The following is a 13,823-nucleotide window of genomic DNA, read 5'->3' as shown; positions in this document are numbered from 1 at the left end:
GCGAGCAGCTTTGCAAATAAGCAACAGTCGACAAATGAATTGAGATCTCAGTCGGTTAGTTCATTACCATTAATAAGATCTGGCGCATACACTAACAATTATGCGCACCCAAAGCCCAATAAGAGGCCAACACTTGCGCTAACTCCCCCACTCCCAAAGATAGTTAAGGAAATAACATGTCTGAAATGCGCACCCTTGGCGAGTTCATTGTTGAGAAACAAACGGACTTCCCCCACGCTAGCGGTGATCTTTCATCTCTTTTGTCTTCTATTCGACTTGCTGCAAAAATTGTTAACCGAGAGATTAACAAAGCTGGGCTAGCGGATATCACTGGTGCTGTTGGTACGGATAACGTACAAGGCGAAGAACAGCAAAAACTTGATGTGTATGCAAACGACAAGTTTAAGGCCGCACTTGAAGCTCGTGATCAAGTTTGTGGTGTTGCTAGTGAAGAAGAAGACGAAGCTGTCGCGTTCAATAAAGAGCTCAACAAGAACGCGAAATACGTGGTGCTAATGGACCCACTTGATGGCTCTTCCAATATCGACGTTAACGTTTCTGTTGGTACGATTTTCTCGATTTACCGCCGTGTTTCTCCTGTAGGCACACCGCCAACAGAAGAGGACTTCCTTCAACCTGGCAACAAACAAGTAGCCGCCGGTTATGTTGTTTATGGTTCTTCAACCATGCTGGTTTATACCACTGGCAAGGGCGTTAACGGCTTTACTTATGACCCATCGATTGGCACCTTCTGTCTATCTCATGAAAACATGATGATTCCTCAAGACGGTACTATTTACTCTATCAACGAAGGTAACTACATCCGCTTCCCGATGGGCGTGAAAAAGTACATTAAGTACTGCCAAGAGAATGTGCCTGAAGAAAAGCGCCCTTACACTTCACGCTACATTGGCTCACTCGTATCAGATTTCCACCGCAACCTGCTAAAAGGTGGTATCTACCTTTATCCAAGCACTTTAAGTCATCCAAACGGCAAACTACGCCTTCTTTATGAGTGCAACCCAATGGCATTCCTAATGGAACAAGCCGGTGGTTTAGCTTCGGATGGTACGACTCGCATCATGGACATCAAGCCAACTGAACTACACCAACGAGTGCCGTTCTTCTGTGGCTCTAAAAACATGGTCAAAAAAGTCGAAGAGTTCATGGAAACGTATCGCGAAGAGTAATCCATCACTCATTTCACTAAAAAGGGTAAGCAAGTGCTTACCCTTTTTTATTGCTATCGATGGCAGGGCATGAGCGCACTCGAGTACTTGACCAAATTACTATGGATTAGACTAATTCATAATTTACCCATGTTCGATAATTTGATAACTATACTCGGTTGAAGTTTTAAAGTTACACTTACATTAACGAGCTTTACTCAGCTCAGAGCTATGACAAAAGGAAATTTGTATGAGTTTGAATAATGTACCGGCAGGGAAATCGCTGCCAGATGACATCTATGTCGTGATTGAAATCCCAGCCAATGCCGACCCAATCAAGTATGAGGTCGACAAAGACTCAGGTGCCGTATTCGTAGACCGCTTTATGTCTGCACCTATGTTCTATCCATGTAACTACGGGTACGTGAACCATACTTTGTCTCTCGATGGCGATCCTGTTGATGTACTCGTCCCAACACCACACCCACTGATGCCGGGCTCTGTCATTCGTTGCCGACCAGTTGGTGTATTAAAAATGACTGATGAGTCGGGTGAAGACGCGAAAGTTTTTGCGGTTCCGCACTCTAAGCTATCTAAAGAATATGACCATATCCAAGATGTGGGTGACATTCCCGAGTTACTTAAAGCGCAAATCACTCACTTCTTTGAGCGCTATAAAGAGCTGGAATCAGGTAAGTGGGTAAAAGTCGATGGTTGGGCTGATGTTGAAGCAGCGCGTGCCGAAATTTTATCGTCTTACGAACGTGCACAAAAATAAACTGAAAGAGCCTGCTTAAAAGCAGGCTCTTTTCTAGCTGACCGTATCGCTACATAGAAGCGGTGGAGTGGCGCCCCGAGACATAATCTTGTTGAAAGAAGATATTGATGTCATCGCAAATACCTAGGTACCGTTCTTGTTTTACCCCTAAGATATAAGCACTTTGACTACAGTATTCTTGTTTCCCCATTTCATACCCAATACTGTAAGCAGAGTATAAATCAGGATTCCAAACCGAAACATCGGCTCGCTTTTCTAATGATTGCTGAGAAATTTTTAACTGGCCATCTAGCGCTTGCTGTTTTCCAAACGCTTCCCAACCCGAAGATTCAGCAGTCAGAGGGAGTGGGCTGTGCGCGCATGCGGTCAATAACATAGCACTCATTAGCATTAGAGTTTTCATCGTTGTTCTCCAATTGTTAGCTTAAATTCCACTGCACTGCCTTGTTATACGTTTGGTTCGCAGAAAAGGTTCACACTTTATAGCACCAATCACCGGATTGAATGGGTACTGATAATTTTGATTCGTCTTGATAGAGATATACCCAAGCTTTACCAAAAGGCGTATCTAGTGACGATCGTCGGTACTCATTAGGCACATCTTCAAGTACATCCAGATTAGCAAGCGTTGTGTCATCTATTCGATAGACTTCTCCAAGTATAGACTGCTCACCATCAGAGATCGCAGGGTACTCACCCAAATCAAACAAAGCGTAATGAGGCCCAGTTTCAAATTGCCCTAGTAGTTCACTGTTAGCAAGTAAGTGACTATTCACTTCGCCTTGCCTCAACGTTCCATATACAAATACTAAATGTTGCATTTGCTCCTCCTAAGCTACCAAGCTACAAGACTATTTTAGTCAAACTCAAATTGGTATAGCAGATCAACGGCGTTATCTAAACCAGACACCACTTCAACATATAAGTCAGTCATCAGTCGGTAACGTACTGTGAATTCTCCGACAGGCTCAAAAATCCCCACCCCATACTGCACTTTCAGGCCTGGGAGTACATAGCCACTCACCGTTACCTGAGAATCGTCACCCGTACCAGCGGTATCCAGTTGAAGGTCTTGCACCCCAAACGCCTGGCCAATCTCACCCACTAAGCGACCGCTCTTGGCTAAGCTCAATCCAATTAAAGTGGTAGTCATGGTGTTCCCCCCCGTTTCTGCGTCAATATCCTGCCCACGGAGCAGATATGAAAGCGCATTCGCTTGTGGCATAGCAGGGTCAGAGAAGATAGTCAGTGACGGTTCATCTGCAGGGCCAGTAACACGAACCCCAGCCGTAACATCATCTTGGGTATTATCAGGATTACGGATCGCGGTGATTGCAACATATGGCTGATCGGCAGGCCCGTTCATTAAGATTTTGCCCTCTTCAATCAACAAATCCTGACCAAAAGAACGGTAAGAACCATCGACGATATTCACTTCACCCGTAATAAATGGGCCTTTATCTTTTTGAGTCACATTGAGCTGGCCTTTTAGTCCCCCCTCAAGGCCAAACGCCGACAATTTAAAGTCATCGCCAATGGTGATGTTAACGTTAGTTTCAATGTTCAGCGGCAACGAGCCACTACCATCTACCGGCTGCAAAGATTCATCCAGAATCACTTGGTCTTTGGAAACTGAGACCGCATTCGGTGGGAGTTCTTCAACTACAATACGCCCCCAAGGCAAGCCGATATCGCCTTCAATTTTGGCCAATGTTGGCGTCGCCGAAATCGTCATATCGGGAACAACTTTGACTTGTACGATAGGCGGAACCTTGACCAATAATTCATCGGCAAACACCCGTAAATGAGCACGCCAATCTTCGATATCTTGCCAATCCGCTTCACCAGCTAACTTAAGCTCACCATCAGGAGTTTGAATGCCCGCATTGAGCTCTGCTTCATAACCATTCAGGTCGAGCGTAAGCTGGCCCGAATTCACATCAACCGGTGAAATATCCCCTTTGAGTAAGATGTCCGATACTGTTAAGCGACCTTGCACTTTGGGCTGCAGAATCGGGCCACTGAACGTGACATCGGTTTCGAGTGTGGATTTTAACTTACTGAAATCACCCACGATTGGAGAAAGGAAGTCAAGGCTGAATGGAGTGAGCTTGAGTGCACCGTCAATTTGCTTGTTTTTAGCCAGCACATCAGGGATCGAGATACGCCCAGACAAATCACCATTGTCGACTACATCAATCATCCAATCCGCATCTAAGCGGTCTTGTTTGAGTTCAGCATTGAGCTCAATACTCTCCCAACCCAGCACGATTGGCTGCTCGATAGTTTGTTCAACATGGCCTTTAGGAAGCTGCACATTCACTTTCACTTCAGGTGGTTGAGACTCCGCCCACTTTGCCCAAATTTGTGCATCCACTAAGCCTTGTATCTCTGTTTGGTGTGGCAAAAGCGATTTTATCTGCGCGAAGTCAAACTGCTTGATGCTTAATGCTGCTTCACCATTTTTACCTACCGTTGTATCTTTATCTAAGCAGAGCGAAGAGCCTGCTTGTAGCCAACAATGCGCAGCAATATTGGCTTGCTGCTTATCAACATCGACGGTAATCAGCGTCGGATGTTCCAAGCGCCAAGGGCCTTGCATTGAGGTGAGACTGAGCCTTTCTAACTGCCCACTCCAAATAAGACTGGGAGATTGTTGTAAGCTTCCAGTAATCAATAAACTGGTAGAAACCAACTCAGATATCACATCCAACGCGACCTGATGAGACTCTTCGCCTCCGGAAACATCCAGTTTGATACTATCGACAAGCTGATCTTGATACGCCAACTGGTAAGCATTAAGAGTTAAATCTGCACTTAAGTTTGGGGCTGTATGCACGCTACCTTGCAGTGTTAATTGTTCAAGAGCAGCTTGATCCTGCCAGTGAATACCATCGGCCCGTAGGTCCAGCTTCACATCAGGCTGCTGCATTTTCCCGGCTAACTTCACGTCGCCTTCAACTCTTCCGGACAAATCTGGAATCGATTTAGCTAAATCAGGCAAGTGCAACTTGGCGTTCATATCCCAGGTTTTATCCAGCTCTCCCGCAACTTCCAGCTTATTTTCTCCATGAGCGAGCACCAGCTTTGGCGTCGTCACGAGAAGCTCTCCTGTCCCTTGGATGTCGGAAGCCTTTAATGAGCCTTCAAGATTCAGTGGGTAATTACGCAGCAATCCGTCGATATCTAATAGGGGTAAATCTACCTGCCAACCGCCTTGTTCTGTAAGCCCGCCAGTTGTTGCGAGCTTACCACTCAGTGAGCCTTCGGCTTGTGGCCACTGCAAGCCTGGCTGAATATCACTTAGGGACAAATCTGCCGCCCAGCTTACTGGAGTATCCCAGTTCGCTTTAATGGCTCCTGCAACATGACCGCCAAGTGTAGCCAGATCGATTTGTTGGATATCGATATCAGATAACGTGCCATAACCTCTGGCAGTTAAGGTCATATCAGGTAACTGTGCTCCAGAGATTTGGCTGTCTAAGTCAAGTGAGTAACCTTCTAGCGACCCTTTAGTGGTGAGTTCAAGTTGTTCTACAACGTAGTCACCCTTTCCTTGTATCGGCCACTGTACTTGACCTTGCTTCAGTTGAACGTCAAATGGCAATTCTGGTTGCAAAGGCTGCAATTTCGCTACAAGTTTGGCTCCAATTGCCCCTTTAAGCTCGGCTTCGGCCTGTAACTTTTCAACACTGCCTGATGCACTTAAATGGATCGCTTGCCCTTTAAGATCAGTTTGCTTAATCAGGCTATTAAGTTCGAGTTCCAACGGATAGCCTTGTTTCAGCTCAACTTTAGCCAGTGCATCAGCGCTAACTTGGGGCATATCGAGCTCTATCCTGCGTATATCGACATTGAAGTCACCTGCACTTCCTTCGAGGCCAAGGTGGTTCACTACTAAAGGTTGCTCCTGTTGTAGGGTGAACTGATTTACATCAAAACGCTTGATATCGACATTAATGGGAATGAACACTTCAGGCAGTTTAATTGGCGTCGGAGGCGTCGCAGTACTGTTTTTAGGTTTAGGCTCACTCGGCTCTGATTTGGCCAACTCCAAATAGATATTTTGCCAATTCGTATCACCTATTCTCAGTCGGTGACGAACCATAGAAGCACTGGTCGTAAATGATTGCCATCCAACTTGAGTACCCAATATATCCAATTGGATATCAGACAACGCCAAACGTCCCACATTGATAGGTATTGGCATTCTGAAACGTGTGTTACCGGTACTTTCGGGTGAGTCTGGCGCTGGTTCAGAAGGTGCCAGTTGCGGCATAGAAAAGTCCAACCCATCTACAGCTAGTTCAGTGATACACACTTTCGGCTCTAGAAAGCAGCTTGGGTTGATAGCTAGAGTCACCTGTTTAAGTTTGGTATCAATAAACAAGGACTCATCTTGGTAGCGAACATTATTCAAGCTAAAACGTGGAAAGATCGCGCCAGTGCTAGACTCAACCGTCAATTGTGGAAGGGCTTTTTGTGCCCCCCACAAGGCGACACTCAAGCCTGCGTTAGTATATAGAAGCCCAATGATGGCAAGGATCAAAACGATTAACAGCGTAATCAGCGAGATTGTGCACCATTTGGTCCAATTCAGTACGCGTTTGATCATAGCTCTGGCCCTAACGTAAAGTGGACCTTAAATTCATCGCCCTTATTAGCATCTAGCCCCCAAGCGAAATCTAACCGAATTGGACCTACAGGTGATGCCCAGCGTACGCCCACACCAGTACCTCTTTTTATATCAGGAGAATCGTTAAATGCATCACCAGCATCAAAAAACACCGCGCCCCACCAATTACCCGTGACACGATATTGATACTCTAACGTACTGGTAAAAATGTACTTAGCACCGGTCAATGCACCACTTTCATCGGTCGGGGATATCGACTCATAGCCGTAACCTCGCAGGCTGTTATCGCCACCAGCAAAGAAACGTAATGAAGGAGAGAGCTTGGTAAATTCATCCGTTATGTTGGCGCCCCCTTCCATTCGCAGTAATCCGCGATGATTGCGCCCCACACTACGAATCCAAGAAGAACCACCTAATACACGAAACACTCGAGTTTCCGATAAGGCCGCGGAGTCACCGTATTCAAAAGTCAATGTCTGACGGTCACCCCAAGAAGGCATCGCTCCTCCTCGTACTCGAGTACGGGTAAATGACACACCTGGCAGTACGAACTGGCCAACATCGTCTTGCAAGCCTTGGGTATAGTTTTCGATCAGGTAACGGACACGCACTGTTTTATTCCAGCCATCATCCACCAGCCAATGCCTCTCTAGTGAAAGGTTCGATTCCAAACTTTTAGTATCGCGGTTATCGACATTTTTCATGCCGTACTGGACTTGATAAAACTCATGCAGTACGTCTTCCAACGGGATTTTATACCCCGCTGTAATAGTTTGTTCTGGAGCGGAAAGTGAAAAGCTACTATCGAAGCTGTGGCCTCGTTCATTCACCCACGGCTTTTTCCACTTCAATGTGCCTCTCACCCCAACATCCGTTGAGTAGCCCAAACCCGTTTCGATTTTATTCTGCGCTTGAGGCGCTAGGGAGACCTTCATCGGTAGCTCACGATCATCGCCAAGCGACTCTAGATCAGGTTCAACAAACACAGATGAGAACCAATCCGTATTGGATAGGTTCTGGTTGTATTCACCAACTTTGGATGCAAGATAAGGTTCGCCTTTTTTGTAAGGCTGTAGCGATTGAACCCGATCTTCTTCAATCTGGCTGCCCTTTACCGAGGTCTCGCCAAAATGGAACCGCTTACCACTATCGTAATGTAAACGAACAAACGCTTGATTAAGCTCAGGAACGACTTCCAATTTGCTTTGCTCAAACTGGCCATTGAAATACCCTCTCTGCAAAGCCAAATTACGCATACCTGACTTCAATGCATCGTACGCCCCATGATTTAATCTGCGCCCTTCTTTAAGGCCGCTGCGTTTTATAAGGTTAGTAAACGAGTCGTCATTTTCCGCTTCGCCAGTCACCACTATGTCCACCAGTTTGATACGCACCGGCTCACCAGGCGTTACGGTGGCTATCAGTTCATCGCCACTTTCCGCGACAGTAAAATCAATCGTTGGGTGGTAATAACCTAAAGCGTTTAATGCCTCTGTGATAGTTCGTTCAATTCGAGATTGAAAACGTAAGCTTGTGGAATATTCTTCTTCAGGAATAGAGACCAGATAAGCATCAACATTATCTTGCAGGGCGCCCGACAAACCTTCAATAGATAGCTCAACACCAGCGGCGCTAACAGGCATGCCAAGGAAGGCGAGTAAAACTGGTAATGGCTTTCTTATCATGCTTCTATTAAGGCAAATCTAGGGTTACGGAAGTAGTAGAAATAATACCGACATTATTTATTGAAGTCTGTATGAAATCAGTTAATTAAGCGGTCTACTGTTAAAATCATCGCAATAAGGAAATCCACAATGAAACAAAAGCAGATAATGATCACCGCCGACCAAGCGTTACCAGGGCGAGAGCAGGCGCTCATTGTTGATGATGTCCATTATGTCAATCATTCTAGTTTGACCGCACCTCCTGAAAATGGTTGCCAAGAAATTTTATTTGGTATGGGCTGCTTCTGGGGAGCTGAGCGATTGTTCTGGCAACTAGATGGTGTGGTATCGACTTCGGTTGGTTACTCTGGTGGCTATACTCGCAACCCGACTTATGAAGAAGTGTGCTCAGGGCAAACCGGCCATACCGAAGTGGTACGCGTCGTTTTCGATCCTCAAGTTTTACCACTCAGACAACTACTGAATGTTTTCTGGGAACGCCATGATCCTAGCCAAGGAATGCGCCAAGGCAACGACTTAGGCACTCAATATCGCTCTGCCATCTATGTTTACGACCAAGAGCAGTTAACCATTTCAGAGCAAAGCAAAGAAACCTATCAAGCTTTGCTAACCGAACAAAAACAAGGGACCATCACTACTGAAATATTGCCTGCCGGCAAGTACTATCTGGCAGAAACCTATCATCAGCAGTACCTTGCCAAAAACCCTAACGGGTATTGTGGATTAGGTGGCACTGGTGTGTGCTTCCCACCAGAATAGTTCCGAGATAGTAGAAGTCTATGCCTGCATAGTCGCAATGACGCCATTAATCTCTTTAAATACGGTCATCTTTTGCAGGTCTGTGGTATCGGGGAGTAGAACCTTCCCGTTATCAAACTGAAATTCGCCAATTCCGGCGATAGTGAATTGCCCTTTAAAAAGGGTTTTAACGAAACGTGCCACCTGACGTGGGCGATAGATAGTAAATTCGCGCAGCATAAAACCTCAATATCCTTTTGCGGTACAACAATCTCTTCTTCCTGAGAGACTTCACAGGGAGTGAATCCAATTTCCCCCTAGATAGCGATATTATAGTCTTGAATAGTTATGCTTCAACCAAAATATTCTCTAATTGAGACTTAACGGCAAGGAGCGAGGTGGCTGTATTATGTTACAAAAATCGGGTTATACTTGTTAACGCTGAAATTTAACTCATATGGGTAGCTAATAACTATTCAGAAAGAGTGAGTTTTACGCGCTAAATAAGGAAGATAATAATGAAACATAAACTATTAATAGCAACCCTACTTGCTTGCTCTCCACTAACAGTTCTCGCTCACAACTTATCTATTGGTCAGACCGTTCCTGACGTGAAAGTAGATAAATACGGAGAGATCCTAATCAGCGGAGACGACACAACCTATCAAAGCTGGAGTAATGCCGAGATGCTTGGCAAAGTTCGAGTTATACAGGCGATTGCGGGCCGCAGTAGCTCAAAGGAAATGAACGCGCCCCTCATGCAAGCCATCACTGCAGCTAAATTCTCAGAATCTGATTACCAAACCACCACTATCATTAATCAAGATGATGCAATGTGGGGGACGGGGTCTTTTGTTAAGTCTTCAGCAGAAGATAGTAAACAAGAATTCCCTTGGTCTTCCATGGTATTGGATGAATCCGGTGTCGTTGCCAGCTCTTGGGGCTTACAAGAAGAGTCTTCAGCAATTGTTGTTCAAGACAAACAAGGTAAAGTTCTATTTGTCCACGAGGGTGCACTCGATGACGCCCAAATCGCTTCTGTGCTGGAACTTGTCAAAGCGAACCTTTAGCCCTTTGACGTCAATGTTTTAATAAACGCCTGACACAACCAACATCCGTTGTTATATTATAACACTTCGTTGTTTTATTGGTGATTGGTTGTGTCTACCCTTCGGCATTGCAAGAACTCTTTTCGCTTAATCGCATTCAATACCATAGCTTTAACGCTCTGGCTAGGCTTTGCATCTGTTCAGCACCAATATGACTTTATTCCGAGCCACCATGCACACCACCAGTGTGAGCAGTTTTCTGCCGTGCATGGTGCTGTCACGCCAACAGCTCCAACATTAACACCGAGTTATCGGTGTATTCTCCAAAAAGAGAAGCGTCATGCTATTGATGGTTCTGAGCCATATTACGCATACCTAGCCCGCTCTCCGCCATTTCTGACTACTCTTTTAACATAATGATTTTTTATAACTATTTGAGTACTGAGGAAACAATCAATGAATACAAAAACACCATTAGCGGCATTAATCGGGTTAGCACTAAGCACTTCTGTTTTCGCCGAGGAAGGATTTAGACAACATGACGCCCACGCCCATGGTCATGTCGAGCTCAATATTGTTCAGGACGGCAATGAGCTATTGATGGAGTTTACTGCACCTGGTGCAGACGTAGTAGGTTTTGAGCACGCTCCCAAGAATGAAGAGCAGAAAGCACTGATGAGCGATACCATTGCAAAGCTTGAACAAGCAAACAATGTAATCACCTTAACTAGCGCAGCCAACTGCCATATCGAGACTGCATCGGTCAGCCATACTTTGGGCGGTGACGACCATAGCGATCACGACCACAACCACGACCACGACCACGACCACGACCACGACCACGAAAAGCATGACCATCATGATGACCATGACAACCATGGGCACCACGATAAGCATGACGATCATGGACACCATGATAAGCACGACGATCATGGACATCATGACCACGATGAACACCACGATGGTCACGGCTCATTTACCGTGGAATATCATTACCACTGCGACAACTTAGACAAATTAAAGTCTATTGATACTCAATGGTTTAACCACTTCCCAACGACTGAGTCAATCAGTGTTAACCTACTGACCGACAATGCCCAAACCGCAACAAAATTGTCGAAAGGTAACGCTTCAATCTCTCTTTAATTTCCATTAAGCCTTAGCAGCGAAATTCGCTGCTAAGGCTAGCAATCAAAGCTTTGGAATCTACGCTATGACAAATCAACCCGTGGTCACATTGAGTGAGCTGAAATTTACTTGGCCAAATGCTCAGCAGGCTATACTAGATATTCCCGCACTGACTATCGAGCAAGGGGAGCACGTTTTCATTAAAGGGCCTAGTGGCTGTGGTAAATCGACTTTACTCAGCTTACTGACCGGAATTAATGAATGTCAGCAGGGACGCATAGAAATTTTAGGGACAGACTTATCTCAGTTGAGCGCTCGTCAGCGAGATAAATTCAGGGCAGATAATATAGGCTATATCTTCCAGCAGTTTAACCTACTGCCTTATTTAAACGTGGTGGATAACGTTGTTCTGCCATGCCAGTTTTCAACACAAAGACAAACTAAACTCACCGATACACCTTCAAATACCGCTCGGCTGCTACTGGAACGCTTGCACTTATCTCCAGATCTGCTTGATAAACCGGTCGTCGAGCTCAGTATCGGACAACAACAACGAGTCGCCGCCGCCAGAGCTCTGATGGGTTCACCTAGACTAGTGATTGCTGACGAACCAACCTCGGCGCTGGATCATGATAATCGTACTGCATTTATTGAGCTTCTTATGGAGCAAGCAAACCAAGCTCAATCGACGCTTATTTTTGTTAGCCACGATCCCACTTTGGAACCTCTATTTAATCGCAGTATCAATCTTCGCGATCTCAACCAAGCAGGAGCGGCACAATGAAAGCGATAGCAAATTTAGCATGGAAGAGTGCGACCAATAGAAAAGCGACTGCGATTCTCACCATCTTAACCGTTGCGATTTCCGTCATTCTACTCATGGGGGTAGAACGGATTCGAACTCAGGCTAAAAGTAGCTTTGCCAATACTATTTCTGGTACCGATCTCATTGTTGGTGGACGTTCAGGCCAAGTTAACCTACTGCTTTATTCAGTGTTTCGTATCGGAAATGCGACCAACAATATCGACTGGAAAAGTTACCAAGAGTTTAGTCAACACCCTGCAGTAGACTGGGCAATTCCAATCTCACTGGGTGATTCGCACCGTGGCTTCCGCGTCATGGGCACCAATCACAGTTATTTTGAGCATTTCAAATATGGGCAAAAGCAACCTCTCACATTTGCAAAAGGCCGAGAGTTCAACAGTTTATTTGAAGGTGTTATCGGCTCTGATGTCGCAAAGTCGTTAGGCTATGATATTGGTTCTGAAATGATCATCGCCCATGGGATCAGTGATGTCGGATTTAGTCGACACGATAACCTTCCATTTAAGGTGGTAGGGATTCTAGCACCGACCGGGACACCCGTAGACAAAACCGTTCACGTATCGCTCGAGGCGATCGAAGCCATTCATGTGGGCTGGGAGTCTGGCGCTCGCCTTGGGCCAACCCCCACAGCAGAGCAACTCGAAAGCCATCGTTTTGAAGTGAAACAAATTACTGCAATGATGCTTGGATTGAAATCAAAAATCCAAACCTTTGCTCTACAACGCCAAATCAATACCTACAACAAAGAACCTCTAAGCGCGATATTACCAGGCATAGCCCTACATGAATTATGGGGCATGATGTCAGTGGCAGAACAAGCACTGATGGCGGTATCTATTTTTGTAGTCATCGCAGGACTGCTCGGAATGCTAAGTAGCCTACTCACTAGCCTGCAAGAACGGCGCCGTGAGATGGCGATACTCAGAGCGATGGGCGCTAGGCCAAAGCATGTCTTCGCGTTACTGATTAGTGAAGCAAGTGCTTTAACGTTCGCCGGCATTATCACGGGTATCGCTGGAGTCTATTTGATTCTTAGTATCGCTCAACCGATAATTTCTCAGCAATATGGAATCAACATCGCGCTCACAGGTATAACGGCTCACGAATGGATGCTTCTAGGGTTTGTACAATTAGCTGGTATTATTATAGGTTTCATCCCAGCATTTAGAGCTTACCGCCAATCTCTGAGCGACGGTATGACCATTAGAATCTAGGAAGCACAAATATGAAAACAATGACACTCTATGTCTTAGTTATCTTAACCTCGCTTTTTCCAGCTCTGGCTCAAGCCAGTAGTAGCGAAGACGTACTCACTCTGGATTGGATAGACCTTGTCCCAGAACATGAACGTAATCAATTTGACGCAATAGGCATGCCGGCGATTGACCACTCTGGCGCCACCATGGCGCAATCTAAGGTAGGTAGTGTAAGACCAGAACTCAACGGTAGTACGGTTAAAATTCCAGGCTTTGTTATCCCACTTGAAGGGGATGAAAACATCGTAACGGAATTCTTATTGGTGCCTTACTTTGGGGCATGTATCCATGTGCCACCGCCACCACCAAACCAAATCATTTACGTGAAATTCCCAGAAGGTGCGCCAGTTCAGCAACTTTGGGATGTTATATATGTGATTGGAAAGTTAAAAACAGAAACGTTTAACCATGAATTGGCTGAAACAGCTTATATCATCGAGGGTACAGCTATCGCTGAATATGATGATATGTAACAACTAGTTATATAATCAAAGCACCTTGTTAATCCACTGCTCTACGAAATGTATTTAGATAAATACGCTAGAACCCCTAGGTAAA

General features: G+C 45.5%; 14 protein-coding genes. 9 read left to right on the top strand and 5 right to left on the bottom strand.

All coding sequences use genetic code 11. The features are described 5' to 3' along the window. Positions 1-176 precede the first annotated feature (176 nt). Together fbp and ppa are read left to right on the top strand one after the other, a co-directional pair. Positions 177-1,190: a class 1 fructose-bisphosphatase gene (gene fbp / locus ACXABW_RS01580; RefSeq protein ID WP_457523687.1), complete on the top strand. Its 1,014-nt coding sequence runs from the start codon at positions 177-179 to the stop codon at positions 1,188-1,190. Between the two features lie 229 nt (positions 1,191-1,419). After that, positions 1,420-1,947, top strand: coding sequence for an inorganic diphosphatase (gene ppa, locus ACXABW_RS01575; protein WP_252029205.1), 528 nt, complete (start codon positions 1,420-1,422; stop codon positions 1,945-1,947). 49 nt (positions 1,948-1,996) lie between these two features. Here ppa and ACXABW_RS01570 read toward each other — a convergent pair whose 3' ends face one another. The 4 genes from ACXABW_RS01570 to tamA form a co-directional block, all read right to left on the bottom strand. Continuing rightward, the gene (locus ACXABW_RS01570) at positions 1,997-2,350 is read right to left on the bottom strand and encodes a DUF2799 domain-containing protein (RefSeq protein WP_457523685.1); all 354 of its coding nucleotides are present in this window, start codon (positions 2,348-2,350) and stop codon (positions 1,997-1,999) included. Between the two features lie 70 nt (positions 2,351-2,420). Next, on the bottom strand, positions 2,421-2,768 hold the full coding sequence (locus tag ACXABW_RS01565) for a gamma-glutamylcyclotransferase family protein (RefSeq protein ID WP_252029201.1): 348 nt from the start codon (positions 2,766-2,768) through the stop codon (positions 2,421-2,423). A gap of 35 nt (positions 2,769-2,803) precedes the next feature. Then, positions 2,804-6,562, bottom strand: a complete 3,759-nt coding sequence (gene tamB, locus ACXABW_RS01560) for an autotransporter assembly complex protein TamB (RefSeq protein WP_457523683.1) — start codon at positions 6,560-6,562, stop codon at positions 2,804-2,806. Next, the gene (tamA, locus tag ACXABW_RS01555; RefSeq protein ID WP_252029197.1) at positions 6,559-8,268 is read right to left on the bottom strand and encodes an autotransporter assembly complex protein TamA; all 1,710 of its coding nucleotides are present in this window, start codon (positions 8,266-8,268) and stop codon (positions 6,559-6,561) included. Before tamA ends, tamB begins: the two co-directional genes overlap by 4 nt. A gap of 129 nt (positions 8,269-8,397) precedes the next feature. On the opposite strand from tamA, the gene msrA reads away from it, so the two are divergent. Beyond that, the gene (gene msrA, locus ACXABW_RS01550; RefSeq protein WP_457523681.1) at positions 8,398-9,027 is read left to right on the top strand and encodes a peptide-methionine (S)-S-oxide reductase MsrA; all 630 of its coding nucleotides are present in this window, start codon (positions 8,398-8,400) and stop codon (positions 9,025-9,027) included. An 18-nt stretch (positions 9,028-9,045) separates the two neighbouring features. Here the strand turns inward: msrA and ACXABW_RS01545 are convergent, their stop codons facing one another. Then, positions 9,046-9,246, bottom strand: coding sequence for a DUF1107 family protein (locus tag ACXABW_RS01545; protein ID WP_252029193.1), 201 nt, complete (start codon positions 9,244-9,246; stop codon positions 9,046-9,048). A gap of 278 nt (positions 9,247-9,524) precedes the next feature. Between ACXABW_RS01545 and ACXABW_RS01540 the strand changes: the two genes are divergently transcribed. The 6 genes from ACXABW_RS01540 (at position 9,525) to ACXABW_RS01515 (ending at position 13,738) form a co-directional block, all read left to right on the top strand. Continuing rightward, positions 9,525-10,076, top strand: a complete 552-nt coding sequence (locus ACXABW_RS01540) for a YtfJ family protein (protein ID WP_457523679.1) — start codon at positions 9,525-9,527, stop codon at positions 10,074-10,076. A 90-nt stretch (positions 10,077-10,166) separates the two neighbouring features. Continuing rightward, on the top strand, positions 10,167-10,472 hold the full coding sequence (locus ACXABW_RS01535; RefSeq protein ID WP_457523678.1) for a DUF2607 family protein: 306 nt from the start codon (positions 10,167-10,169) through the stop codon (positions 10,470-10,472). A gap of 39 nt (positions 10,473-10,511) precedes the next feature. Next, on the top strand, positions 10,512-11,201 hold the full coding sequence (gene zrgA, locus ACXABW_RS01530; RefSeq protein WP_457523676.1) for a zinc uptake protein ZrgA: 690 nt from the start codon (positions 10,512-10,514) through the stop codon (positions 11,199-11,201). Between the two features lie 67 nt (positions 11,202-11,268). Further along, entirely contained in the window at positions 11,269-11,967 is a 699-nt protein-coding gene (locus ACXABW_RS01525) for an ABC transporter ATP-binding protein (RefSeq protein WP_457523674.1), read from the top strand. Then, positions 11,964-13,223 carry an ABC transporter permease gene (locus ACXABW_RS01520; RefSeq protein ID WP_457523672.1) on the top strand — a complete coding sequence of 420 codons (1,260 nt, stop codon included), beginning with the start codon at positions 11,964-11,966 and terminating at the stop codon, positions 13,221-13,223. The genes ACXABW_RS01525 and ACXABW_RS01520 overlap by 4 nt, the downstream gene beginning before the upstream one ends. 11 nt (positions 13,224-13,234) lie before the next feature. Further along, positions 13,235-13,738 (top strand): DUF3299 domain-containing protein, encoded by a 504-nt coding sequence (locus ACXABW_RS01515; RefSeq protein WP_457523670.1) that lies wholly within the window; start codon positions 13,235-13,237, stop codon positions 13,736-13,738. The last annotated feature ends 85 nt before the right edge of the window (positions 13,739-13,823 follow it).

Source organism: Vibrio paucivorans, assembly GCF_054053395.1.
This window is presented reverse-complemented; position numbering and strand designations above follow the sequence as displayed.